This window comes from Streptomyces sp. BoleA5, from assembly GCF_000373665.1.
Taxonomy (GTDB): Bacteria; Actinomycetota; Actinomycetes; order Streptomycetales; family Streptomycetaceae; genus Actinacidiphila.
The window spans coordinates 124,770-148,964 of record NZ_KB892090.1; the positions used below are offsets into that span (position 1 = coordinate 124,770).

The window sequence follows — 24,195 nt, forward strand, 5'->3', positions numbered from 1 at the left end:
TCCGCCCGGACCGCCCGTACGATGTTGCCCGAGTCCTCCGCCCGTCGACAGACCCGAAGCCACCAAGGGACGCCGAATGACCTCCTACGCGACCGCCGCCGTTCTGACCACGCTCGCCGAGGGCGAGGGCGGCGGTAACCACGAGAGCCTGAGCCCGTACCTCACCGGCGGCGGCGCGCTGTTCGCGCTGCTGCTCCTGCTCTTCATCACCACGCGCTTCAACCGCGACCGCTGAGCTCGATCAGGTGATGCGGGTAGGGTCTATCCGCATGAAGAAGCGAATCGGTGTGATGGGTGGGACGTTCGATCCCGTCCATCATGGCCACCTCGTGGCGGCCAGCGAGGTGGCGCACCTTTTCCGGCTGGACGAGGTGGTCTTCGTGCCCACCGGCCAGCCCTGGCAGAAGAGCACCCAGAAGGTGTCGGCGGCCGAGGACCGCTACCTGATGACGGTGATCGCCACCGCGTCGAACCCGCAGTTCTCGGTCAGCCGCAGCGACATCGAGCGCGGCGGCCGCACGTACACCATCGACACGCTCCGCGACCTGCGGGCCGAGCACCCCGAGGCGGAGCTGTTCTTCATCACCGGGGCGGACGCGCTGGCCCAGATCTTCTCCTGGCGCAAGGCCGAGGAGCTGTTCTCCCTGGCGCACTTCATCGGCGTCACCCGCCCCGGGCACACCCTTTCCGACCCCGGCTTCCCGGCCGGCGGGGTCTCCCTGGTGGAGGTGCCCGCCCTGGCCATCTCCTCGACCGACTGCCGTCAGCGGGTCGCCAAGGGGGAGCCGGTCTGGTATCTCGTGCCCGACGGCGTCGTGCGCTACATCGACAAACGCAGGCTGTACCGGTAAGTGATCAGCGGCTGATCGGCAACTGGAGGGGTCCCCAGTGAACGACTACCCCCGATGGCAATACGCCGAGGGAACACCCGAGCAGGGCGGTCAGGACCCCTACGGAGAGGACCCCTACGCACAGCAGCAGGGCGACTACGCAAACGGTTACGGCCACGAGCACGGGCAGTACGACCCGTACGCCCAGCAGACCGGCCAACAGCAGGCCTACCAGGGGCAGCAGGCCCAGCAGCAGGGTCAGCAGGGCTACACCGGCCAGCCGTACTACCCGCAGGAGCAGCAGCAGTACCAGCAGCCGCAGCAGCACCCCCAGCAGTCGCAACAGGCTCAACAGCCCCAGCAGACACAGCAGTACCAGGGGTGGATCCCGCAGCAGCCGCAGTACCAGGAGCCGTACTACGAGGAGCAGCAGTACGGGCAGCAGCCCCCGGCACCGCCGCGGGCACCGCAGCAGGCCCCGCCGGCTCAGCGGCGGCCCGCGTACGAGGAGCCGCCGGCCCGGCCCGCCGCCCCCGCCGCCCCCGGCCGCGCGCCTTCGGGCGAGGACGGTTTCCACACCGGCCAGTTCTCCTTCGTCGACGAGGAGACGGAGGAGTCGGAAGAGGTCATCGACTGGCTGAAGTTCACCGAGTCGCGCACCGAGCGCCGCGAGGAAGCCAGGCGCCGCGGCCGCAACCGCGTGGTCGCCGCGGTCGTCGTCCTGGCGCTGGCCGCCGTCGGCGGCGTCGGCTACCTGTGGAAGGCCGGCAAGATCCCTGGCCTCGGCGGGGACTCCGGGACCGCCCAGCAGGCCGCGGGCGGCCAGAAGCGCGACGTCATCGTGCTGCACCTGCGCCCGGTCGGCAGCGAGGAGACCTCGACCGCGCTGCTGGTCAGCAACTCGACCACCAAGAAGGGCACCACCGTCCTGCTGCCGAACTCGCTCGCCGTGAGCGGCGACGACGGCAGCACCACGCTCGGGAAGTCCGTCGTGGAGAACGGTTCCGCCCCCACGCGTGAGGCGCTGGAAGGGCTGCTCGGCACCAAGATCAGCGGCACCTGGCGGCTGGACACCCCCTACCTGGACAACCTCGTGGAGTCCCTCGGCGGCGTCCTCGTCGACACCGACGCCACGGTGAAAGCCGGAAAGAAGAAGGGTGACAAGACCCTCGTCAAGCCCGGCAAGCAGCAGGAGCTCGGCGGCCAGGCCGCCGTCGCGTACGCCATCCACCGGGGGCCGGGCGAGGGGCCCGACAAGCAGCTCGCCCGCTTCGGGCAGGTCGTCCAGGCCGTGCTCAAGAAGATGTACAGCGACCCCGACCTGGCGACCAAGACCGTCGAGGGACTCAACCAGGTCATCGAGCCGCCGCTGACCGAGAAGGACCTCGGCAGCAGCCTCGCGGCGCTGTCCGAGGAGGCCAAGGGCGGCGACTACACCACCGAGACGCTGCCGGTGGAGCCCGACGGAACGCTGAGCGAGAAGGCCACCGAGGACGTGGTGAAGAAGGTGCTCGGCGGCACCGTCACCAACACCGACTCCGAGGGCATCCCCCGGGTCACCCTGCGCAACGCCACCGGCGTCGCCGCCAACACCGGCGAGGCCCAGGTGCAGATCGTCGGCGGCGGCTACACCTTCGTCTCCGGCGCCGCCTCGGACACCCAGGCGACCTCGCAGGTGCTGTACGCCGAAGCCGATCAGAAGGCGAACGCGGAGGAACTGGCCAAGACGCTGGGCCTGTCCGCCAAGGCCGCCAAGAAGGGCGACATCGCCTCCAACGCGGACATCACGGTCGTCCTGGGCCAGGACTACAGCCCGCCGAAGCGGGTCTGACCTGGGCGGCGCATAACCGGTCGGGGACCGAGGACGGTCCGTGAGACCCTGGACGTACGAACGTCCCCGACCGGAAAGCCGCACCAGTGACCGCCACGGACCGCTCCATCGAGCTCATCCAGACCGCCGCGCAGGCGGCCGCCGACAAGCTCGCGCACGACATCATCGCCTACGACGTCAGCGACGTCCTCTCCATCACCGACGCGTTCCTGCTGGCCTCGGCGCCCAACGACCGCCAGGTGAAGGCCATCGTCGACGAGGTCGAGGAGCGGCTGCAGAACGAGCTCGGCGTCAAGCCGGTGCGTCGTGAGGGCGAGCGCGACGGCCGTTGGGTGCTGCTCGACTACATCGACATCGTGGTGCACGTCCAGCACTCGGAGGAGCGGGTCTTCTACGCGCTGGAGCGGCTGTGGAAGGACTGCCCCGAGCTCGAGCTGCCCAAGGACGCGGTCGCCACCCGCGGCAAGGCCGACGAGCACGCCCGCGCCACCGCGGCTGCCGACGAGGACGGAGAGCTGATCTGAACGGGCACCACCGCGGTCGCGGCCGCCGCGTCGTCTTCTGGCGGCACGGCCAGACCTCCTGGAACGTGGAGGGCCGCTTCCAGGGCTCCACGGACATCCCGCTGACCTCCACCGGCGTCGCCCAGGCCAAGCGGGCCGCCCGTCTGCTGGCCGCGCTGGAACCGGACGCGATCGTCTCCTCCGACCTGCAGCGCGCCGCCGACACCGCCGCCGAGCTGGCCGCCGTCACGGGCCTGGACATCTCCTACGACGAGGGGCTGCGGGAGACCTACGCGGGTGTCTGGCAGGGCCTGACCCACGAGGAGATCACCCAGCGGTTCGGCGAGGAGTACGCGGCCTGGAAGCGCGGCGAGCCCGTGCGGCGCGGCGGCGGCGAACTGGAGACCGAGGTCGCGGAACGGGCCGCCCCGGTGGTGCTCGCGGCGGCCGACAAGCTGCCCGACGGCGGTGTGCTGGTGGTCGTCAGCCACGGTGGCGCCATCCGCACCACCATCGGCCGGCTGCTCGGGCTGGACCCGCGCAGCTGGGAGGCGCTGGGCGGGCTGTCCAACACCTGCTGGTCGGTCCTCGGCGAGGGCGCCCGCGGCTGGCGGCTGCTGGAGCACAACGCCGGGACCCTGCCCGAGCCGGTGCTCGGCGACGACGACTGACGGCCCCGCGGGCCCGGGCGGGGCCGGTCCGCGGCCGGTCCGCGGCCGATTTCAGGAATCCGGCCCCGACCGGCTAAGCTTCTTCTCGTTCGCCGGGCGGAAAAGCCCGAGGACAGCGGGGCTATAGCTCAGTTGGTAGAGCGCTTGCATGGCATGCAAGAGGTCCGGGGTTCGAATCCCCGTAGCTCCACAGAAGCACCGGATCCCGTCTCCCCTCAGGGGGAGGCGGGATCCTCGCGTTTCACCCGCCCGGTTCCGAATCCGGTCCCTTTCGCCGCGGGCTCCGGCAGCGGGGGCAGGACGAACCGGCCCCGCCCACGGCCCTGTTGGGGTGGCCCGGAGCCGGCCCGGGCGCCGTTCAGGCGGGTTCCGTGGCGCGGTCCCGTCGCCCGCGCCACGCGGCGGCCGCCGCGAGGCACAGGAACGCCGCCCCGGCGGCCGGGTAGACCGCGGACAAGGCCATCTGGGCCGCCGACTGGTGGAGTTCGGGACGCGCGACCCCGTCCCCGTGCGGCGTGAGCCACAGCGCGTACGAGCAGAAGAGCAGGCCGAACAGGGCGGCGCCGCCCCAGCGCAGCGCGGGCCGGCGGCCGCGCGGGGCACGTCCGGCGAGGAACACGAGCAGTGGGACGGCCCACACCCAGTGGTGCGACCACGAGACCGGGCTGACGAGGAGCCCCGTCACGGCACAGGACAGCACCGCCCAGGCGTGCTCCCCGGAGGTCAGGTGTACCGCGGCGACGGCCAGGCCCGCGGCGGCCACGGCGACGGCCGCGAGGAGCCACACGCCGCCCGGGTCGCCGGTGTGCAGGGCGCGGGCGAGGACGCCCCGCAGCGACTGGTTGGCGGTGTCCTCCCCGTTGCCGGCGCGGTCGGCGGAGAAGACGACCCCGGTCCAGAACCGCCTCGAGTCACGCGGCAGCACGAGCGCGGAAAGGCCCGCGGTCGCTGCGAAGGTGACGAAGGCCACGGCCGCCTGCCGCAGCCACGCGTTCCACTTCTCGCGCCGGCGCCAGGCGGCCACCGCCCCGCCGATCGCCAGGAAGAGCACGAACAGCAGCGGGGTCAGCTTGATGCCCGCGGCGATGCCGACGCCGATCCCCGCCGTCCGGCTCCCGCGGCGGGTGAGGTCCCACAGCACCAGCACCGCGAGCAGCAGGTTGATCTGCCCGTACCGCAGCGTCGTCCACACCGGTTCGCACCACACGGCCGCCGCCGCCACGGCGAGCGCGGCCGCCGCCGGCGGGAGCCGCCGCGGCGGTCCCGCCAGCCGGAGCGACAGATGGGCGAGCGCCACCAGCAGGCCCAGGTTGAGCAGGGTCGCCGCGATCCGGCAGGCGCCGGTGCCCAGCAGCGTCAGGGGCGTGAAGAGCAGGGCGGCGAACGGCGGGTAGGTGTTGGGCAGCTGGGCGTGGGTGACGCGCATCGCGTAGAGGTCCCCGCCGTTGCGCACCGTCCAGCCCTCGGCCCGGTAGACGGTGAGGTCGATCATCGAGACGTGCGCGGCCCGTTGGGCGGCCCAGAAGGCCGCGAAGGAGACCAGGCAGACGAGTGCCGCGACGAGGGTGGCCCGCCGTACCGGCAGGCCCCGGGGCGCGTTCTCGGCGGTGGCCCTGGGCTGTGTCGCGGTCACTGAGGGCTGCTCCAGTCTCGGTCGGGGAGGGGCCAGCCGACAGTACCGGGCGCCCTGTCGGGGCGGCCAGGAATGGATTTGGCGAACCGCCCCCATGGCCGTGTAATGTATGCCAGGTCGCCGGGGGAACCCGGGAGAACGACATCGCGGGGCTATAGCTCAGTTGGTAGAGCGCTTGCATGGCATGCAAGAGGTCCGGGGTTCGAATCCCCGTAGCTCCACTTCCACAGTGTGACGGGAGCCCGTCCGATCGCCTCGATCGGACGGGCTCCTGGCGTTCCGCGGCGGCCCCTCCTCAGCCGGCCGCCGCGCGTTCGGCGAAGGCCAGCACCCTGCGCCAGGCGTCGGCCGAGGCCTCGGCGTGGGCGTCAGTCGGCCAACGAACTGCTCGCCGGGCTCGCCGACCAGGGCCTGGTCGAGCGCCGGTGGCACCCCACGGACGGCCGCAGCCAGCAGGTCTTCCTGACGGACGCCGGGCGCGAGCGCCTCGAGGAGGCCAGGCCCGTGGTGCGCGAACGCGAACGGGAGCTCGAGGCGGGGTTCAGCCAGGAGGAGCGCCGGCTGGCCCGGCAGTGGCTCAGGCGCATGACCGGCGACCAGCCGGAGTGAGCGCGGTGCCGGCCCGCCGGCCGGCGCGGACGCACGAGGGGCCCGGCACCGCACGGTGCCGGGCCCCTGCGTCCGCGGTCAGCGGCGGCCGCCCTCCTCCATGCGCAGCGCCAGCGCCGGGCAGCGGGCCACCGCGCGCTGCGCGGCGGCGTCCAGGTGCGGCGGTACGGGCGTGCCGGCGATGTCGGGGTAGCCGTCCCGGTCCAGCCGTACGATCTCCGGCAGCACACCGGCGCACAGGCCGTGGCCCTTGCACAGCGTCCAGTCGACGTTCAGCCGCTTGTTGCTGGGTGCCGCGGCCGCGGCGCCCGAGGAGCCGCCGCGCAGCGCCGGGGGGTCGGACTTCAACAGCGGCAGCACGCCCACCGTGGGACGGCCGCAGCCGCCGCCGAGGACGTGGGCGGCGAGATCGTCGGTGAAGGTGTTGATGCTGGACATCACGAAGCGCATCGAGCCGTCGGGGTGCTTGCACACGCCGCGCCCCTTGACCGCCACCGCGGTCTGCCGCAGCTGCTCCAGCGCCGCCTGTCCACCGCCGTTGAGCACGTCCTGGAGCAGCCCCGCCATACGGGGCAGTCCGAGGCGGCACGGCCCGCACTGGCCGGCCGTCTCGGCGGCCAGCCACTGGGCGACCAGCAGCGACTCGCCGAGCGGGCACAGTCCCGGGTCCAGCGGCAGCAGGGCGCCGGCGCCCAGGGTGGCCTTGTGGGCCTCCAGGCTCTCCCTGGCTATCGTCACCATCGAGGCCACGCTGGGGTCGATCCAGGCGCCGTGGTAGCCGCCGACGAGCACGCCCTGCCCCGGGTTCCCGCCGCACATCTGCAGGATGTACGACATGGGGACACCGGTGGGGGTCTCCACGACCGTCTGCCGCGGCACCGAGCCGGAGACGGTCAGCATGGCGGTGCCCGGCTCGCCGGGAGCGCCCGCGGAGCCGAAGCGGATCGCCCCCATCCGCGCGCCGATGGCCAGTTGGGTGAAGGTCTCGGTGTTGGAGAAGAGCGTCGGCATCCCGCCGAGACCGGACTCGCTCGCGCTCACCTTCTTGCCGGGCGGCAGGGGGAGGCCGCCGTTGGCCGCCGAGATGATGCCCGAGGACTCGCCCGACACGAAGCGCTCCGGCATGCGCACGATCCGGGCCCTCAACTGGCGGCCGCGCTTGGTGCCGAGGCCGCGTTCGGCCAGGGCGTCGCGCACGGACTGCTCGTTGGTGTCGCGTGTGACGCTGATGACCAGTTCGCGCGCGCCGAGGATCTCGGCGCACAGCAGGGCGCCGTCCAGCATCAGGTGCGGGGCGCGGCGCAGGATGACCGCGTCCTTGCGGCAGGCCGGTTCGCCCTCGCAGCCGTTGACCATCACGGCGGTCGGGGTGCCGCGCCGGCGCGCGGCCTCACCGACGGCCTTGAGCTTCCTGTAGAAGGGGAAACCCGCGCCGCCGCGGCCGCGCAGCCCCATCAGCTCGGCGAGGTCGAGCAGTTCCCCCTCGGTCAGGCTGGGCATGGAGCCGTGCACGTTCAGATGGGTCACCCGGTCCAGGCGCTCCACCTCGTCGAAACCCGCGGTGATCCGGGGCAGCCCGACGGTACGCACGTCGGGGAGCACATCACCCGCCCCCGAACGAGGGGCGGGTGACCGGTCCGGTATGGCGGGAACGCTCATCGCTGTCCTTCATAGGGGCCGGGCGTGGACTGCTGCCAGGCGATCGGCTGGAGCCGGTCGGCCCCCAGCGGATCCACGTCCTGTGCGCCGCCCTGCATCGGCGTGCCCCAGGCGGGGGTGCCGTCCCAGCCGGTCTGCTGGGGCTGCTGCTGGTACGGCACCTGCGGTTGCTGCGGGTACGTCGCCTGGGGTCCGGCGGGTACCTGCGGCATCTGCATCGTGGCGGCCGCGGGATCCAGGCCGAGGGTACGGTCCGGGGGCGGGGGAGGGACAGCCGTGTACTGCTGGGCGGTGGGGAAGTTGGGCAGCGGCGGCAGCGGCTGGCTGTAGGCGCTGGCCAGGCTGGGCCCCGTCTCCTCGCGCGGTACGGCGCGCCGGCGGCCGCCCGAACCGCCCCGGGACGCGGCCCGTTCGCCGCCGAGCTTGCGGAAGGAGGCGGAGCGTTCCCGGGTCTCGGGGAAGAGCGCCTCGCCGCGGGTCCTGCGGAGGCGGTAGATCAGGCCGATGGCGACACCCACCAGGCAGATCCCGTAGGCCACGACGATCCACGACTTGGCCGAACGCCCGGACTGCAGGCCGTGGATCAGCGCCATGCACCAGGAGGCGTAGGCGGTGCTGTGCAGGATGCGCCACCGCACGGGGTGGCGGTTGGCGGCGAAGACGCTGCGCATGGCGCCCGTGGCGGCGGCGAGGATCATCAGGTAGGCGGCGAGCACGCCGAGGGCGATGAGCCCGTCCCGGCCGGTCACGCCCAGGGGGAGGAAGGCGCCGGCGGTGGAGACCCGAACCTCGACGACCTTCGTGGTCACGTGAAGGATCAAGAACCCGATCGCGGCGACACCCAGACCGCGGTGGATGCCCTGGGTGAGCAGACGTTCGCGGGGCCCGAGGAAGACGGTGTCGGTGGACACCAGGCCCCAGATGACGGTGCAGCTCAGGGAGACGAGGGTGAGGACGCCGGCGCCGAAGTCCAGGAACGCCCGCAGGTACGGCCCCGCGGTGACGGCGAGGACGAGCAGGGCGGCGGCGGTGCCGGCGATCGCCCAGGCGCGGGGCGACCGTGCGGCGCGAAGGGCCCCGGACAGGATGTCGCTCGCCGGTATCGGGGGGGTCCGGCGACCGTCCGGGGACTGTCGGTTGGTGCGCATGGGGCAGACGCTAACCCCTACGGGTGGTCAGAACGATCGTCTTTCGACAACCCGGGATGAGGATCATTACGAACTGCTAACGTTGGTTTGTTCGGGCTCCGTTCGGCAAGGATGATCGGCTCCTCCTCGCAGCGTCCGATCTCCGTCACCATATGTCCGCATTCCGGATCGGATCGCCCTCCCAATTGCCCTTTCGTGGGCCTTCTTTGAGTCCTTCTTGGCGAACACATGTACCTGGCATGAGCTGTTCGTGGCGAGAGTGGCGTGGCGGTCTTCGCGCGCCGCCGGTTCCGGCGCGCCGCCACTCCGCGAGAACTTCACACAGCAGGGGGTCACATGAGTTCAACCCGCTCGAGAAGGCGGGCCGGCCTGGCCCTGGCGGCGACACTGCCGCTGGTCGCCGGTGCGCTGGCGATGGGCATACCCAGCGCCCAGGCCGACGCGCCGCACGGACGGCACGGCCTGGCCGGCAGCAAGCCGGGGTGGGCCACCGCCAAGGCCGACAGGGGCGCCACGGCGGACTCGGCCTCGGTCACCCTCCGGGTCTACCTCGCCGGCCGCGACGCCCAGGGCCTGGCGGCCTACGCCAAGGCGGTGTCCGACCCCGGTTCCGCCTCGTACGGCGCGTTCCTCTCCGCCAAGCAGGCCAAGGCCCGCTTCGGCGCCACCGCGCAGCAGGTCGCCCAGACCCGGCAGTGGCTGGAGTCCTCCGGGCTGCGGGTCACCGGCGTCAACGACCACTACTTGACCGTCACCGGCGACGTCGCCGACGCGGAGAAGGCGTTCGGCACCCAGCTCCACGACTACGCGAAGGGCGCCAAGACCTACCACGCCCCGACCGGAACGGCCTCCGTGCCCGCCTCCCTGGGCGGCGCGGTGCTCACGGTCACCGGCCTGGACAACTCCCCGCGGCGCGCACGGCACCAGGACACCCTGCCGCCGCCCGGCGCCGTCTTCAAGAACGCCGGCCCCTTCTCGACGTACTACGGGTCGAACACCGACAAGAAGCTGCCGGTCGCCTACGGCACGCACGCCCCGTACGCCGTCAAGGGCTACACGGGCAAGCAGTTGCGCGCCGCCTACGGAGCCGGCTCGTACAACGGCAAGGGCGTCACCGTCGCCATCACCGACGCGTTCGCCTCCCCGACGATCGTCGCCGACGCCAAGAAGTACGCGGCCCGCAACGGCGACGCCCCGTACAAGCGTGGCCAGCTCTCCCAGGTGCTGCCGGCCGACTACCGCTACACCAGCCCCGACGAGTGCGACGCCTCCGGCTGGTACGGCGAGGAGACCCTGGACGTCGAGGCGGTGCACGCGGTGGCCCCGGCCGCCGACATCACCTACGTCGGCGCCTCCTCCTGCACCGACGACGACCTGCTCGACGCGCTCGGCAAGATCGTCGACCACCGGCTCGCCGACATCGTCTCCAACTCGTGGGGGGACCTCGAGTCCAACGAGACGCCGGACATCGCCGCCGCCTACGACCAGATCTTCCAGATCGGCGCGGTCGAGGGCATCGGCTTCTACTTCTCCTCCGGCGACGCGGGCGACAACGTCGCGAATCCGCTGGGGACCGGGGCGAAGCAGGTCGACACCCCGGCGAACTCCCCCTGGGTCACCTCCGTCGGCGGCACCTCGCTCGCCGTCGGCAAGGGCGACACGTACCAGTGGGAGACCGGCTGGGGCACCCTGAAGGCGACGCTGGCCGAGGACGGCTCGAGCTGGACTGCCTTCCCCGGCGGCTTCACCTCCGGCGCGGGCGGCGGCACCAGCAAGCTGTACGCGCAGCCCTTCTACCAGCGCGGCGTCGTCCCCGACTCGCTCGCCCTGGCAGGCGGCGGCAAGGTCAGGCAGCGCGTCGAGCCCGACATCTCGGCCGTCGCCGACCCGAACACCGGTTTCCTGGTCGGCCAGACGCAGGCCTTCCCGGACGGGTCCCTCCAGTACAGCGAGTACCGGATCGGCGGCACCTCGCTGGCCGCGCCGGTCATCGCGGGCGTGCAGGCGCTGGCGCAGCAGGCCCGGCACGGTGTGCCGATCGGCTTCGCCAACCCGCTGATCTACGACCGCTACGGCACCGGTGCCTACCACGACGTGACCGACCACCCGCTGGGCCGCGGCAAGGACCTCGCGGTGGTCCGCGTGGACTACGCCAACGGCTTCGACGCGGCGGACGGCACCATCACCTCGCTCCGCAGCCTGGGCAAGGACAGCTCGCTGTCCGCGGTCGTCGGCTACGACGACGTGACCGGCGTCGGCACCCCGGCGCGCGGCTACCTCGACACGTACAAGCCGCACCACCGCTGAGCACGGCCGGAAACGGCACGGAAGGGCCCGCACCGGGGGGAACCTCGGTGCGGGCCCTTCCCGCTCTGGGGTACCCTGACCGCATGCGTGCCGTACGCCTTCTGCTTAGTGAGCCGTGCTGACCAGGATCGATGTCAGCGCGGCGCCCCTCCTGTGCGAGGGGCTTTTTCGTTTCCGCGGCTCCGCGGTTCCGCAGGCAGATGCCCGTACGGCGGCCGGGCCGCAGGCCGTCATGACAGCGATGGAGTACGAAGGACGATGAGCGAGACCACCCCCGCCGCGGAGGCGGCTGCGCCCCACCGCTACACGGCCGCCCTGGCCGCCGACATCGAGAGCCGCTGGCAGGACTTCTGGGACGCGAACCAGACCTTCGCCGCCCCGAACCCCACCGGTGACCTGGCCGGGGACGGCGAGCTGGCCAGGCCCAAGAAGTTCATCATGGACATGTTCCCGTACCCCTCGGGCGCGGGACTGCACGTCGGCCACCCGCTGGGCTACATCGCCACCGACGTCTTCGCCCGCTTCCAGCGGATGACCGGGCACAACGTGCTGCACACCCTGGGCTTCGACGCCTTCGGCCTGCCCGCCGAGCAGTACGCGGTGCAGACCGGCACCCACCCCCGGGTGTCCACCGAGGCCAACATGGAGAACATGAAGCGGCAGCTGCGCCGCCTGGGCCTGGGTCACGACACGCGCCGCTCGTTCGCCACGATCGACCCGGACTACTACAAGTGGACCCAGTGGATCTTCCTGCAGATCTTCAACTCCTGGTACGACGAGCAGGCCGACCGGGCCCGCCCGATCGCCGAGCTGGTCGAGCAGTTCGAGAAGGGCGAGCGGGACACCCCGGACCGGCGCCCCTGGGCCGAGCTGACCCCCGCCGAGCGCGACGCCGTGCTGGGCGAGTACCGCCTGGCGTACGCCTCGGAGTCCCCGGTCAACTGGTGCCCCGGCCTGGGCACCGTGCTGGCCAACGAGGAGGTCACCGCCGACGGCCGCTCCGAGCGCGGCAACTTCCCCGTCTTCAAGGCCAAGCTGCGCCAGTGGATGATGCGCATCACCGCCTACGCGGACCGCCTGCTGTCCGACCTGGACGCGCTGGACTGGCCCGAGGCGATCAAGCTGCAGCAGCGCAACTGGATCGGCCGCTCCGAGGGCGCCAAGGTCGGCTTCGCCGTCGAGGGCCACCCCGAGGAGCCGATCACCGTCTTCACCACCCGCCCGGACACCCTGTTCGGCGCCACCTACATGGTGCTGGCCCCCGAGCACCCGCTGGTCGACGCCGTGGTGCCGGCCGCCTGGCCGGAGGGCACCAAGGACACCTGGACTGGCGGCGCGGCCACCCCCGCCGAGGCCGTCGCGGAGTACCGCAGGCAGGCGCAGGCCAAGTCGGACGTCGAGCGGCAGACCGAGGGCAAGAACAAGACCGGCGTCTTCAGCGGCGCGTACGCCGTGAACCCGCTGACCGGCACCCGCATTCCGGTCTTCGTCGCCGACTACGTCCTGATGGGCTACGGCACCGGCGCCATCATGGCCGTCCCCGGCCAGGACGAGCGCGACTGGGAGTTCGCCGGCGTCTTCGACCTGCCCGTCGTCCGCACCGTCCGGCCGCCGGAGGGCTGGGAGGGCGAGGCCTACACCGGCCAGGGCCCGGCGATCAACTCCGCCAACGACGAGATCGACCTGAACGGCCTGGAGGTCGCCGACGCCAAGCGCAAGGTCATCGCGTACCTGGAGCAGCGCGGTATCGGCGAGGGCACCATCAACTACCGCCTGCGCGACTGGCTGTTCAGCCGCCAGCGGTACTGGGGTGAGCCCTTCCCGATCGTCTACGACGAGGACGGCGTGGCCCACGCCCTGCCCGAGTCGATGCTGCCGCTGGAGCTGCCCGAGGTCGAGGACTACTCCCCGCGCACCTTCGAGCCGGACGACGCGGACACCGAGCCCGAGACCCCGCTGTCCCGCAACGCGGAGTGGGTCCACGTCGAACTGGACCTGGGCGACGGCCGGGGCGTGCGCCCGTACCGCCGTGAGACCAACACCATGCCCAACTGGGCCGGTTCCTGCTGGTACGAGCTGCGCTACCTGGACCCGCACAATGACCGCAAGCTGGTCGACCCCGAGATCGAGCGGTACTGGATGGGCCCGCGCGAGGGGCAGCCGCACGGCGGCGTCGACCTGTACGTCGGCGGCGCCGAGCACGCGGTGCTGCACCTGCTGTACGCGCGTTTCTGGTCCAAGGTGCTGTTCGACCTGGGGCACGTCTCGTCCGTGGAGCCGTTCCACAAGCTGTTCAACCAGGGCATGATCCAGGCCTACGTCTACCGCGACGGCCGCGGATTCCCCGTCCCGGCGGCCGAGGTCGAGGAGCGCGACGGCGGCTACTGGTACGGCGGCGAGCAGGTCAAGCGCGAGCTGGGCAAGATGGGCAAGTCCCTGAAGAACGCCGTCACCCCGGACGAGATCGCCGCCGAGTACGGCGCCGACACCCTGCGCCTGTACGAGATGGCGATGGGCCCGCTGGACGTCTCCCGTCCCTGGGACACCCGCGCCGTCGTCGGCCAGTACCGGCTGCTGCAGCGGCTGTGGCGCAACGTCGTGGACGAGACGACCGGCGAGGTCACGGTGACCGGCGCCGAGCCGGACGAGGACACCCTGCGCGCCCTGCACAAGGCGATCGACGGCGTCCGCCAGGACCTGGAGGGCCTGCGCTTCAACACCGCCATCGCCAAGATCACCGAGCTGAACAACCACCTGACCAAGGCGGGCGGCCCCGTGCCGCGCTCGGTGGCCGAGCCCCTGGTGCTGCTGATCGCGCCGCTGGCCCCGCACATCGCCGAGGAGCTGTGGCGGCGGCTGGGTCACGAGGGGTCCCTGGCGCACGAGGACCTGCCGGTGGCCGACCCGGCGTACGTGGTGGACGAGACCGTCACCTGCGTCGTGCAGATCAAGGGCAAGATCAAGGCCCGCCTGGAGGTGCCGCCGACGATCTCGGACGCGGACCTGGAGGCCCAGGCCCTGGCCGACCCGGCGGTCGTCGCCGCGCTGGACGGCGCGGGGGTGCGCAAGGTGATCGTGCGGGCTCCGAAGCTGGTGAACATCGTTCCCGCGTGAGGGCGTGAGGGCGTGAGGGCGTGAGGGCGTGAGGGCGTGAGGGCGTGTGGGCGTGACGGCGTGCCGGGCTGACGGCGTGGCGGCGTACCCGGACTGACGGGGCCTGATGCCCGGCTGATCGCGCGGACGACGCGAATCGTTGTAGGGGGCGGGCAAGGGTTCTCCCGGAACCCTTGCCCGCCCCCGTCCGTTTACCGTGGACGTACAACCGATCCAGCAGACCGGCCGGTCGGACGGACCGGGCCGACCAGGCAGAGGAGCCGCCGTGGATGTCGCCGTCGCCGTGATCCTGCTGCTCTTCGCCTCCTTCCTGGCGCTCGGAGTCGTCGCCGCGGTCAAGACGGCGCGGGCGGTCAAGCGCGGGGTGGAGCGCACCAGCATCGAGGCCCGCCGCATGGTCGAGGACACCGGCCTCAAGGCCCGCCGCTACAGCCGGCCCGGGCCCGCCGGGAAGCTCGCCGAGCTGCGTCTGGCGCTGCGTACGTCCGTCGCGAGCACGGGTGAGGCACTGGAGGGGCAGGCCGCCGTCGACCCGTCGCTGAGCGAGGCCGTCGCCCTGCTCAGCCGGCTTCGCTCGCACGCCCAGGAGCTCGACGCGGAGCTGAGGCTTCTGGAGCGCGAGCCCGACCGGGCCCGCATCGCCGCCCGGATCGGCGAACTCGAGGAGCGCACGCGGCGCATCACCCACTCCGCCGACTCGCTGCGCTGGGCCGCCCAGGACCGCGCCCGCCGCTTCGCCGACGACGACCTCGCCGCGCTGGGCCGCGACATCGACCTGGAGGCCGGGGCGTTGCGGCACTGGGCTCCCGCGGCGCTCCCGGAGCCGGGACCGGGGCCGGCACCGGAACCGCACATTCAGCCGGGGGCGCGACGCGAGCGGACGTCCGAGCCCGGCGCCGGTCAGCCGCCCAAGGCGCTGTGACGGGCCCCACGCGGCCGGGACGCGTCCCGGGGACGTTCACCCGGGTTCACCTCGGCGGAGCCGTACTGTCGCCCGGCCTTCGGCGCGGGTAACCTCCCGCACATGTCGTCCCATGTCGCTATCGTCACCGATTCCACGGCCTACCTGCCGCAGGAGGCCCTGACCCGGCACCGGATCACGGTGGTGCCCCTGGCGGTGGTGATCGGCGACGAAGCGCTGGAGGAGGGCACCGAGGTGTCGGCGCCCGCGGTCGCCCGCGCCCTGCAGCGCCGCAAGCCCGTCACCACGTCGCGGCCGAGCCCCGAGGAATTCGCCGCCGCCTACCGCGCGGTGGCGGGGGCGGGGGCGACCGAGATCGTCTCGCTGCACCTGTCGGCGGAGTTCTCCGGCACCTATGACGCCGCGCTGCTCGCGGGGGCGCAGGCGCCGGTGCCGGTGCGCGTGGTGGACACCGCCATGGTCGCCATGGCCCTCGGGTTCCCGGTGCTGAGCGCCGCCGAGGCGGCGGAGGCGGGCGGTTCCCCGGACGAGATCGTGGCGGCGGCGGAGAAGCGGGCCTCGGACACCTCGGCGTACTTCTACGTGGACACCCTGGACTACCTGCGCCGGGGCGGCCGCATCGGCGCGGCGCAGGCACTGCTGGGGTCGGCGCTCGCGGTGAAGCCGCTGCTGCAACTCGACGAGGGCCGCATCCAGTTGCTGGAGAAGGTCCGTACGGCCTCCAAGGCGCTGGCTCGGCTCGAGGAGATCGTCGTCGAGCGGGCGGGCACCCGGCAGGTGGACATCGCCGTCCACCATCTGGCCGCCGCGGACCGCGCCTCCGCCCTGGCGGAGCGGCTGCGGGCGCGGGTCCCGGGACTCAACACCCTCGTCCTCAGCGAGGTCGGCGCGGTGATCGGCGCCCACACCGGTCCCGGGCTGCTGGGGGCTGTCGTCTCCCCGCTGTGACGGCTTCCGGGTGACGGAGTTATCCACAACCTGCGGACCATCCACAGGACTTGAGCAAGATCATCTTGTTGGTGGCGGTCCGCCTACCGTCGCTGACATGGGATCGACCACCGCAACTCCTCGCCACCGCAGGCATCCGTCCGCGGCTCCCGGCGCACCGGCGCCTGCCGCGGTCCGGGAGCGGGCCGCCGCGCTCTTCGACCGTCCACCGGCGCGTCCCCCGCAACGGGGTGTGCCGCAGCCGCCGGAACGGCCGGAACGACCGGAGCGACCGGAGCGACCGGAGCCCGGGGCGCGACCGGATCCGCCGGAACGGCCTGCGCGGCCGGATCCGCCGGCGCGCCGCCGCGTCGGGGGTGCCTGGCGTCTGGCCCTGACCGAACGCCTCCCCACCTGGTTCTCCGTCCGCTGCGGCATCGAGGCGAAGACCGCGGCCGCCCTCGCCGTCGTGCTGGTCGTCGCCCTGGCCTTCGCGGTGCACCACTTCCGGACCGGCCGGCCGCGCACCGTCGCGGTACCCCCGGTCGCCGCGGCGCTGCCCACCGCCGAGGTCTCCGCCGCAGTCCGGACTCCCGCCGCGGCAGGGCCGCGGGCGCCGAGCCCCGTGCCGGGCGCGAAACCGGTGCTGGTCGTGGACGTCGCGGGCAAGGTGAGGACACCGGGGCTTCGCCGGCTGCCCGCGGGGTCCCGCGTGGCGGACGCCGTGGCCGCCGCCGGGGGAGCGCTGCCCGGCACGGACACCAGCGCCCTGAACCTGGCCCGTCCGCTGGCCGACGGGGAGCAGATCGTCGTCGGCCGCCCGGCCCCGCCGCCCGTCGGCGGGCCCCCGGGGGCCGCCGGCGCGAGCGGTCCGGTCAGCCTCAACGCCGCCACCGTCGAACAGTTGGACGCCCTGCCCGGTGTGGGTCCCGTGCTCGCCCGGCACATCATCGACTACCGCGGACGGCACGGCGGTTTCACGTCCGTGGAGCAACTGCGGGACGTCAACGGCATCGGGGACCGCCGGTTCTCCGATCTCGAACCGCTGGTGACCCCGTGAGCGCGTCCCGCCCGGCGGTGCACGCGGCGGCCGTCTCCCCCCGGGGCGCGTCGAACCCGCGCCGGGAAGGCCCGCCGGACCTGCGTCTGGTGGCGCCGGCCATCGCGGCCTGGCTCGCCGCGGGCGTCGCCCTCGCCGTGCCGGGGCGAGCCGTGGCGTGGGCGTGCGCGGTGGCCGTCCTGGCGGCGCTGGCCTCGCTCGTACGCCGGTGGGCGACGGCGGCCACCGTGGCGCTGTGCGCGGCGGCGTCCGCGGCCGTCGCGGGGCTGCACGCCGCGGATCTGCACCGCGGTCCCGTGCCCGCCCTCGCGGCCGAACACGCGCATGCGAGGGTCGAGTTGCGGCTGACCGCGGATCCCCGGCTGATCCGCCCACAGGTGAGCGGGGCGGTGCGGGCCCCGGACGCGGTGCTGGTGGAGGCCGAGGCGGTGCGCGTGGCGGCGCGGGGCGCGACGACCGCCGTCCGCACGCCGGTCCTGCTCATCGCCCGGCAACCGGCACGCAGGTGGCTGACGTTGCTGCCGGGGACACACATCGACGCGGAGGCACGGCTCGCCCCGGCGACGGGCCCGGGCGACCGGATCGCCGCGGTGCTGTCGGTCCGCGGGCCGCCCCGCGTCGTCGAGCCGCCGGGCCGTGCGCAACGGGTGGCCGGCGGGCTCCGGGCGGGACTGCGCGAGGCCACCGAGGGCCTTCCACTCGACGCGCGGGCCCTCCTCCCCGGTCTGGTCGTCGGGGACACGTCCCGTGTTCCGGTGGAACTGCACGACGCCTTCGAGGCCACCGACCTGACCCATCTGACCGCGGTCAGCGGTTCCAATCTCTCCCTGGTGCTCATCCTGCTGATCGGTCCCCCCGGGCTCGCCCTGCGCGCCGAACGCGGCGGCCTGGCGCCGCGGCTGGCTCTCCCGCTCCGCGTGACGGCCGTGCTCGGGGGAGCGCTCACCGCGGCGTTCGTCGTCGTGTGCCGGCCGGACCCGAGCGTGCTGCGCGCGGCGGCCTGCGGGCTGATCACCCTGCTGGCCATCGGCACGGGCCGCCGCCGCAGCCTGCTGCCCGCACTGTGCGGAGCCGCTCTCCTGCTGCTCCTCTACGACCCCTGGCTCGCCCGCTCGTACGGCTTCGCGCTCTCCGTGCTGGCCACCGCCGCGCTTCTTCTGCTCGCGCCGCGTTGGAGCGCCGCCCTGCGCCGCCGGCGGGTGCCGCCCCGCCTCGCGGAGGTCCTGGCCGCGGCGGCGGCCGCGCAGGCGGTGTGCGCCCCCGTGGTGGCGGTGCTGGCCGCCCACGTCAGCCTGGTCGCCGTCCCCTGCAACCTGCTGGCGGAACTCGCGGTCGGCCCCGCCACCGTCCTCGGGTTCGCCGCCCTGGCCGCGGCGCCGTTCGCCATGCCCGTCGCGAAGGCCCTCGCCTGGGTCGCGGCCTGGCCGGCCGGGTGGATCGCGGCGGTGGCCCGTCGTGGCGCCGCCCTGCCCGGGGCGACCCTCGACTGGCCCGGCACCTGGGCAGGCGCCCTGCTGCTGGCCGCCGTCACCGTCGTGGTGCTCGCGGCCGGTCGCCGCCTTCTGCGCCGCCCCTGGATGTGCGCCGCCGCGGCGCTGCTGCTCGTCCTGGCCGTCGTGCGTCCGGTGCCGCTGCCCCGCGCGGTGACGGGCTGGCCGCCGCCGGCCTGGCGGCTGGTGGCCTGCGACGTCGGCCAGGGCGACGCGCTGGTGCTCTCCGCGGGCGACGGCGCCGCCGTCGTGGTGGACACCGGCCCGGAGCCCCGCCTCGTCGACCGCTGTCTGCGCTCCCTCGGCGTCACCAAGGTTCCGCTGCTCGTCCTCACCCATTTCCACGCCGACCACGTCGCGGGCCTCCCCGGGGTCCTGCGCGGCCGCTCCGTGGGCGCCATCGAGACCACCACCCTCGACGAACCCTCCGACCAGGCCGCCTTCGTACGCCGTCAGGCGGCCGGCGCCCGGGTTCCCCTGCTCCGCGCGGCGCCCGGGGAGCGCCGCCGGCTGGGCTCCCTGGACTGGAGCGTGCTGTGGCCCGCCGCGCCCTCCCTCCTCGCGCCCTCCCTCCTCGCGGGCTCCGACGACGCCAACCCGAACGACGCCAGTGTGACGCTGCTGGTCCGCACGGCAGGGCTGACCGTGCTCCTCCTCGGCGACCTGGAGCCCGCGGCCCAGCGTGCGCTCCTGACCGCCGTCCCGGACCTCCCCCGCGTCGACGTGCTGAAGGTCGCCCACCACGGTTCCGCGTACCAGGACCCGGCGCTCCTGGCCCGGGTGCGGCCCCGTCTGGCGCTCGTGAGCTGCGGTGCGGGCAACCCGTACGGACACCCGTCCCCCCGCACCCTCGCCGCGCTGCGCGCCCAGGGCACCACCGTCCTGCGCACCGACCGGGACGGTCCGGTCGCCGTCCTCGGCGACCGGGAGGAGTTGCGGGCGGCCGTGGCCGGTCCGCCGCCCGCCGCGGAGCGGGCCGGCCGGGGACGGCGAAGGGCCCGCACCGGTGCGCGACCGGTACGGGCCCCACGGGGGACGGGTGGCGGCTCAGACGTTCTCGAGGCCCATCTCCTCCTCGGGCACGGAGATCACCCAGCGGGTGCTCTGCCGCGGCCGGAGGTAGAAGAGCCAGTAGGCGAGCGAGGCGGCGACGATCACCCCGGTGATCACCAGGTCCCGCGCGGTCTGCTGGGTCAGCACGTACGCCAGCACGACGACCAGCAGCAGCGGTACCGCGGGCCACAGCGGCATGCGCCAGGCCGCGCGCTCCCTGTGCCCGCCGCGGCGCGAGCCGAGGGCCGCGAGCGCGACGACGACGTACATCGCCGCGACGGCGACACCCGTGACGCCGCTCAGCGTCTCCACCGGGACGAAGCAGAGCACGGCGCCGGGCACGCCCACCGCGAGCGTCGCGATCCACGGGGCGCCGAACCGCTTGCTCAGCGTGCCGAAGGCCCAGTTGACCGGGGCGGGCCAGGCGCGGTCCCGCGCGGAGGCGTACAGCACCCGGGAGTTCTGGATGACCATCACGATGCCCGCGTTGATGATGGCCAGCGCGATGCAGAGGCTGATGAAGGTGCCGACCGCCGAGTTGCTCCAGCCCTGTACGAGCGCGGAGAGGTCGCCGGCCATCAGGGAGTTCATGTCGGGCGCGCCCAGCGTGATCGCGATCGTCGGCACGATCACCACGACGGCGCCGATACCGAGCGTCCACAGCACGGTCCGCGAGACCGTGCGCCGCGGGTTCTCCATCTCCTCGGACAGGTACACGGCCGTGCTGAAGCCCTGCAGCACGAAGAGCGCGATCGCCAGGCCCGCGATGATCGTCCCCGCCGTGACGGCCGTGCTCACCCCGTGCCCGCCCTCGGTCACCGGGTGGATCAGCACCGAGGCCGACCGGGAGGTGTGGGAGAAGCCGAGGAAGGCCACCACCGCCGCCGCGACGACCTCCAGGACGAGGAAGATGCCGGTGATCCAGGCGTTGGCCCGCAGGTCCAGCAGACCCATGACGGTGGCGAGCAGCATGACGGCGGCGCCCGCGATCTTCGGGTCGATCTGCATGATCGGCGCCAGGTACTCACCCGTGCCGAGCGCGATGATCGGCGGCACGATCATCACCACGATCAGGGACAGCACGAACACGATCCATCCGGCCAGCCGCCCGATGAGCGTGCCGACCATGGCGTACTCGCCGCCCGCGCTCGGTATCAGCGTGCCGAGTTCCGAATAGCAGAACGCCACCGCGATGCAGAGGAGCGCGGCGACCACGATCGTCAGCGCCGTCCCGGTCCCCAGGTCGGCGAAGAGCGGGGGCACGATGACGAAGAGCGAGGAGGCCGGGGTCAGGCACGACAGCGTCAGAAGCGTTCCGCCGACCACGCCGATCGACCTCTTGAGCGACTGCGGCGCCTCGATGGGCGGGGCGAGCGGCGAGTGCGGGGCCGTCGGCGGGTGGAGCGTGTCGGTCATGCGCGCATCCGATCGGTCGGGCTTGAGGGGGCTACCGCCTCCGGTGCAGGGAAACACGAAACGGAATATTCATTTCCGCTTCCGAGGATGAAACCGTGCCCGTCAAGCCCCCGTCAAGAGTCTCCGGACAACGAAATCCGAAGATCCACCACCTCATGTCCGACGTAAAACCGGTTACTTAAGGCCACCCGCTGTGCATATCAGTGCTCGAAGATCAGAATAGCCACACCCCTTCCTTCATCAGGTCCCGGTCTCGCATCTCGGTCACCGTCCCCCAGGCCTGCACCCATTGGGGCCGGACCGCGTAGAACGCGTAAGAAGGTCCGTCACCGCGGGGATCCCAGACGGCCTTCGCCGCGAAGGCGTCTCCGACGCCGTGCGGCAGCCGCGCGAACTCCACGACCCGTGCGGTGCCGTCGATGAGCACCAGGTCCCGGGTGTGCCCCAGGCTCAGCCGCACCCGTCCCGACGCCTCCAGGTTCCGCCCGGTGGGGTTCGTCCTCCGGGTGGCGAGCCACAGCTCGTGCCCGTCCCACCAGAACGACAGCGGGACCAGACACGGCGTACCCTCCCCGTCCGCCGTCGCCACCCACACGTCCTCGTCGTCCCTGAGCCGGACCATCGCCCCGGCGTGCCGCTCGCGCAGTGTTCGAGTCATACGGCGAAGCTATCCGGCTCCGGCCTGATCGTCGCGGGTTCCCCTGGACGGGGCACCACCGCCGTCGCGGTGACCTCCACCAACTGGCCGGTGTACCCGAGGCATGCGACCCCGAGCAGCGTCGACGTGTGCGGCCCCTCGCCCAGCCCCGAGGCCCGTACGACCTCCCAGACCCGCGACAGGTCGGCGGGGTCGGCCCCCACGACGTGGACGGTGCTGGCGACGACGTGCTCCAGGCCGCTGCCCACGGCGCGCAGCGCCTCGTCGAGGTTGGCGACGACCTGGTGCGCCTGGGCGACCGGATCGCCGGGTCCCACCAGGGCGCCCCGCGCGTCGAGAGGTACGGACCCGGCCATGAAGGCCAGCCGCTCCGCGGCCTCGACGACCGCGGCGTGCGCATAACCGGGCGGAGGGAACAGGGTCGGGACGATCGTGCGATGCACCACGGGGCCTCCTGGCTCGAATCGGCTGACCCGGAGATCCTGCAGAGCCGCCGCCGCGGACGTCACCCGGTTTTCGCACCCCGGACAGCACCCCTGGGCGGCACATTTGACAGCACCCCAAGACAGCACGCCGCTCGCCGCCGCGAGGCCGGTGGTCGGCCGGGAAGTGCAACCGCCGTGTCACGGCTTGCCCATGGCTTCGTCTCGGCACGCATGGAGGGCGGGGGGCCGTGGCAGGTTGACGGCATGACCATCATCGGCTGGATCGTTCTGGGCCTGATCGCGGGCGCCATCGCGAAGATACTGCTCCCCGGGAAGGACCCGGGCGGAGTGGTCGGGACGACGCTGATCGGCATCGCGGGCGCCGTGGTGGGCGGCTGGATCTCGGCGAAGTTCCTCGACCACCCCATCACCAAGGACTTCTACGACCTGCCCACATGGGGCGCGGCCATAGGCGGAGCACTCGTCCTCCTGATCATCTACCGCATCCTGTTCGGGGACTCCCGCCGCTGACCCCTGGGGCGGGCAGCAGCTGCACGTCCTCCCGGCGCACGGACAGCGCCTGCGAACGGGCCGGGTCCCACAGCCAGATCCAGTCCCCGGAGGCACCGAAGGACAGGACGGCGCGGCCGGCCGGCACCGGCCCGTTCTCCACGGGGACGGGGCCCTCGCCGACGGGCACCACGCACATCAGGGTGCCGCGCACGCCGAAGTACGCCGCCGGGGCGTGACCCTTGCGGGCGGCGGCTGCCGCCTCTCGGGCGGCGCGGTCCGCGTCGTGGACTCCGGTGAGGAGCGCGGTGGCCGCGAAGGCCGCCGAGAGCAGCACGGTGAGGGCGACCAGGGCGAGGCGGTTGTCGCCCTTGGCGATGTGCACGTGCCGCAGCCACCCCGCGACCGCCGTGAAGAACAGGACGAACCCCAGCGCGAGGCCCAGCGGTTCGGCGGCGGCCGCGTACGGCCACAGGTCCCCGGCGGAGCGGACGGAGCCGGACGGGATGCCGAAGCGGTCGAGGTAGAACGCCTGCATCAGCCGGCCGAGCCAGGTCACCAGCGACCACCCCACCGGCAGGGCGAGCGGCACCAGCCAGACCGCGTTGCGCGAGAACGACGAGTCGCGCAGGGCGAAGTACACCCCGGGCGCGCAGAAGAGGGCCGCCGCGGTCAGCGGCCACCACAGGAGCCCCGCGCCGTCGAGGGCCGCCCAGCCCAGCACCGCCGCTGCCGCGACGGCCGCAGCGGGCAGCACCCGTACCCGGGCCGCGGTACGGCGCCCCGCGGCGGCCGTCGCGGCGGCCGTCGCGACGTCCTCCGTCTCCGGCGGCGCGGGCCGCAGTTCATAGGCCTCGGCGGTGAACGTACGGCCGCCCAGGGGGCGTTCCGCGAGCTCGCGCTCGACGGCCTCCCGGGTGAGCCCGGCCGGCAGCCGCAGCAGCCGGTGCGCGCCCCGCCCGCCGCACGCGGCCCACCACCGGGCGAGCCGGTCGCGCCGGCCGGTGCCCGCGCCGGGACGGCGGATCACGCGGTACTCCGTCCGCGGGTCGTCCGGCCGCATCACCAGCGCGGCGTCACGAACCCACAGGGCGAGCTTATGGGTCCTCGCCAGCCGCTCCACGGCCCCGCACGCCGCCTTCTCGGCCCGCCGGCGGGAGCCGCTCAGCCGAACCTCGACGACGAGCGCGACGCGGCCGCCGTCCGCGGTGGCCGGGGCGTCCTCACGGCCGGCGCGGCGCACCGCCCAGCCGCGTGCCTCCATCAGCCCCTGGGCGAGGGCGAGCTCGTCCGCCTGGTCGACGGCCTCGACCAGGAGACGTACGCGCTGGTTGAACGGGACGGCCGGGAGCGTCCCGGCCGTCCCGGGGCCTTCGGCCCCCGGCTCCCGCGAGCGACGGCGCTGTGCGGGGAGGCGCAGCGGCACGGT

The 24,195-nt window shown here is 73.3% G+C and carries 18 protein-coding genes, 2 tRNA genes and 1 pseudogene; 14 read left to right on the forward strand and 7 right to left on the reverse strand.

What is annotated here, in order from left to right; all coding sequences use genetic code 11:
• Positions 1-76: 76 nt before the first annotated feature.
• The 6 genes from B085_RS49880 (at position 77) to B085_RS0100545 (ending at position 4,025) form a co-directional block, all read left to right on the forward strand.
• Positions 77-235 (forward strand): hypothetical protein, encoded by a 159-nt coding sequence (locus B085_RS49880; protein ID WP_018556595.1) that lies wholly within the window; start codon positions 77-79, stop codon positions 233-235.
• Positions 236-269: 34 nt separating this feature from the next.
• Positions 270-851, forward strand: a complete 582-nt coding sequence (gene nadD, locus B085_RS0100525) for a nicotinate-nucleotide adenylyltransferase (RefSeq protein WP_018556596.1) — start codon at positions 270-272, stop codon at positions 849-851.
• 37 nt (positions 852-888) lie between these two features.
• The gene (locus B085_RS40785) at positions 889-2,661 is read left to right on the forward strand and encodes an LCP family protein (protein ID WP_018556597.1); all 1,773 of its coding nucleotides are present in this window, start codon (positions 889-891) and stop codon (positions 2,659-2,661) included.
• 86 nt (positions 2,662-2,747) lie between these two features.
• The gene (gene rsfS, locus B085_RS0100535) at positions 2,748-3,185 is read left to right on the forward strand and encodes a ribosome silencing factor (RefSeq protein WP_018556598.1); all 438 of its coding nucleotides are present in this window, start codon (positions 2,748-2,750) and stop codon (positions 3,183-3,185) included.
• Positions 3,182-3,835, forward strand: coding sequence for a histidine phosphatase family protein (locus B085_RS0100540; RefSeq protein WP_026250536.1), 654 nt, complete (start codon positions 3,182-3,184; stop codon positions 3,833-3,835). The genes rsfS and B085_RS0100540 overlap by 4 nt, the downstream gene beginning before the upstream one ends.
• Positions 3,836-3,952: 117 nt before the next feature.
• Positions 3,953-4,025, forward strand: a tRNA-Ala gene (locus tag B085_RS0100545).
• 168 nt (positions 4,026-4,193) lie between these two features.
• On the opposite strand, the gene B085_RS0100550 is transcribed toward B085_RS0100545, so the two are convergent.
• Positions 4,194-5,468, reverse strand: coding sequence for a glycosyltransferase 87 family protein (locus B085_RS0100550; RefSeq protein WP_018556600.1), 1,275 nt, complete (start codon positions 5,466-5,468; stop codon positions 4,194-4,196).
• A gap of 148 nt (positions 5,469-5,616) precedes the next feature.
• On the opposite strand from B085_RS0100550, the gene B085_RS0100555 reads away from it, so the two are divergent.
• Positions 5,617-5,689: transfer RNA gene (locus B085_RS0100555), tRNA-Ala, on the forward strand.
• A 466-nt stretch (positions 5,690-6,155) separates the two neighbouring features.
• Here the strand turns inward: B085_RS0100555 and B085_RS0100565 are convergent.
• Positions 6,156-7,736, reverse strand: coding sequence for an NADH-quinone oxidoreductase subunit NuoF family protein (locus tag B085_RS0100565; RefSeq protein ID WP_078619697.1), 1,581 nt, complete (start codon positions 7,734-7,736; stop codon positions 6,156-6,158).
• The gene (locus B085_RS45335) at positions 7,733-8,884 is read right to left on the reverse strand and encodes a hypothetical protein (protein ID WP_051101910.1); all 1,152 of its coding nucleotides are present in this window, start codon (positions 8,882-8,884) and stop codon (positions 7,733-7,735) included. The genes B085_RS0100565 and B085_RS45335 overlap by 4 nt, the downstream gene beginning before the upstream one ends.
• Positions 8,885-9,220: 336 nt before the next feature.
• On the opposite strand from B085_RS45335, the gene B085_RS0100575 reads away from it, so the two are divergent.
• The 6 genes and pseudogenes from B085_RS0100575 to B085_RS46365 all read left to right on the forward strand — a co-directional run.
• Complete coding sequence (locus B085_RS0100575) at positions 9,221-11,191, forward strand: S53 family peptidase (RefSeq protein WP_051101911.1); 1,971 nt, start codon at positions 9,221-9,223, stop codon at positions 11,189-11,191.
• A 258-nt stretch (positions 11,192-11,449) separates the two neighbouring features.
• The gene (gene leuS, locus B085_RS0100580) at positions 11,450-14,305 is read left to right on the forward strand and encodes a leucine--tRNA ligase (protein ID WP_018556604.1); all 2,856 of its coding nucleotides are present in this window, start codon (positions 11,450-11,452) and stop codon (positions 14,303-14,305) included.
• Positions 14,306-14,570: 265 nt separating this feature from the next.
• Positions 14,571-15,227, forward strand: coding sequence for a hypothetical protein (locus tag B085_RS0100585; RefSeq protein WP_018556605.1), 657 nt, complete (start codon positions 14,571-14,573; stop codon positions 15,225-15,227).
• Between the two features lie 102 nt (positions 15,228-15,329).
• Entirely contained in the window at positions 15,330-16,175 is an 846-nt protein-coding gene (locus B085_RS0100590; protein ID WP_018556606.1) for a DegV family protein, read from the forward strand.
• 232 nt (positions 16,176-16,407) lie between these two features.
• The gene (locus B085_RS0100595) at positions 16,408-17,214 is read left to right on the forward strand and encodes a ComEA family DNA-binding protein (RefSeq protein ID WP_018556607.1); all 807 of its coding nucleotides are present in this window, start codon (positions 16,408-16,410) and stop codon (positions 17,212-17,214) included.
• Positions 17,215-17,231: 17 nt separating this feature from the next.
• Positions 17,232-19,649 (forward strand): annotated as a pseudogene (locus B085_RS46365) (ComEC/Rec2 family competence protein); the annotation flags it as partial.
• A 102-nt stretch (positions 19,650-19,751) separates the two neighbouring features.
• On the opposite strand, the gene B085_RS0100610 reads toward B085_RS46365, so the two are convergent.
• From B085_RS0100610 to B085_RS0100620, 3 genes are all read right to left on the reverse strand, one after another.
• Entirely contained in the window at positions 19,752-21,173 is a 1,422-nt protein-coding gene (locus B085_RS0100610; RefSeq protein ID WP_018556610.1) for an APC family permease, read from the reverse strand.
• A 214-nt stretch (positions 21,174-21,387) separates the two neighbouring features.
• Positions 21,388-21,831 (reverse strand): pyridoxamine 5'-phosphate oxidase family protein, encoded by a 444-nt coding sequence (locus B085_RS0100615; protein WP_018556611.1) that lies wholly within the window; start codon positions 21,829-21,831, stop codon positions 21,388-21,390.
• The gene (locus B085_RS0100620; RefSeq protein ID WP_018556612.1) at positions 21,828-22,277 is read right to left on the reverse strand and encodes a RidA family protein; all 450 of its coding nucleotides are present in this window, start codon (positions 22,275-22,277) and stop codon (positions 21,828-21,830) included. Before B085_RS0100620 ends, B085_RS0100615 begins: the two co-directional genes overlap by 4 nt.
• Positions 22,278-22,520: 243 nt before the next feature.
• On the opposite strand from B085_RS0100620, the gene B085_RS0100625 reads away from it, so the two are divergent.
• Positions 22,521-22,787 carry a GlsB/YeaQ/YmgE family stress response membrane protein gene (locus B085_RS0100625; RefSeq protein ID WP_018556613.1) on the forward strand — a complete coding sequence of 89 codons (267 nt, stop codon included), beginning with the start codon at positions 22,521-22,523 and terminating at the stop codon, positions 22,785-22,787.
• On the opposite strand, the gene B085_RS0100630 is transcribed toward B085_RS0100625, so the two are convergent.
• Positions 22,750-24,192: a hypothetical protein gene (locus B085_RS0100630; RefSeq protein WP_018556614.1), complete on the reverse strand. Its 1,443-nt coding sequence runs from the start codon at positions 24,190-24,192 to the stop codon at positions 22,750-22,752. The two genes, B085_RS0100625 and B085_RS0100630, sit on opposite strands and share 38 nt — an antisense overlap.
• Positions 24,193-24,195: the final 3 nt, after the last annotated feature.

Coding starts and splice junctions, on each gene's coding strand:
- B085_RS0100615 (WP_018556611.1), bottom strand. CDS start 21,831: ATGACTCGAACACTGCGCGAGCGGCACGCCGGGGCGATGGTCCGGCTC.
- nadD (WP_018556596.1), top strand. CDS start 270: ATGAAGAAGCGAATCGGTGTGATGGGTGGGACGTTCGATCCCGTCCAT.
- leuS (WP_018556604.1), top strand. CDS start 11,450: ATGAGCGAGACCACCCCCGCCGCGGAGGCGGCTGCGCCCCACCGCTAC.
- B085_RS45335 (WP_051101910.1), bottom strand. CDS start 8,884: ATGCGCACCAACCGACAGTCCCCGGACGGTCGCCGGACCCCCCCGATA.
- B085_RS0100575 (WP_051101911.1), top strand. CDS start 9,221: ATGAGTTCAACCCGCTCGAGAAGGCGGGCCGGCCTGGCCCTGGCGGCG.
- B085_RS0100625 (WP_018556613.1), top strand. CDS start 22,521: ATGACCATCATCGGCTGGATCGTTCTGGGCCTGATCGCGGGCGCCATC.
- B085_RS0100565 (WP_078619697.1), bottom strand. CDS start 7,736: ATGAGCGTTCCCGCCATACCGGACCGGTCACCCGCCCCTCGTTCGGGG.
- B085_RS0100610 (WP_018556610.1), bottom strand. CDS start 21,173: ATGACCGACACGCTCCACCCGCCGACGGCCCCGCACTCGCCGCTCGCC.
- B085_RS49880 (WP_018556595.1), top strand. CDS start 77: ATGACCTCCTACGCGACCGCCGCCGTTCTGACCACGCTCGCCGAGGGC.
- B085_RS0100590 (WP_018556606.1), top strand. CDS start 15,330: ATGTCGTCCCATGTCGCTATCGTCACCGATTCCACGGCCTACCTGCCG.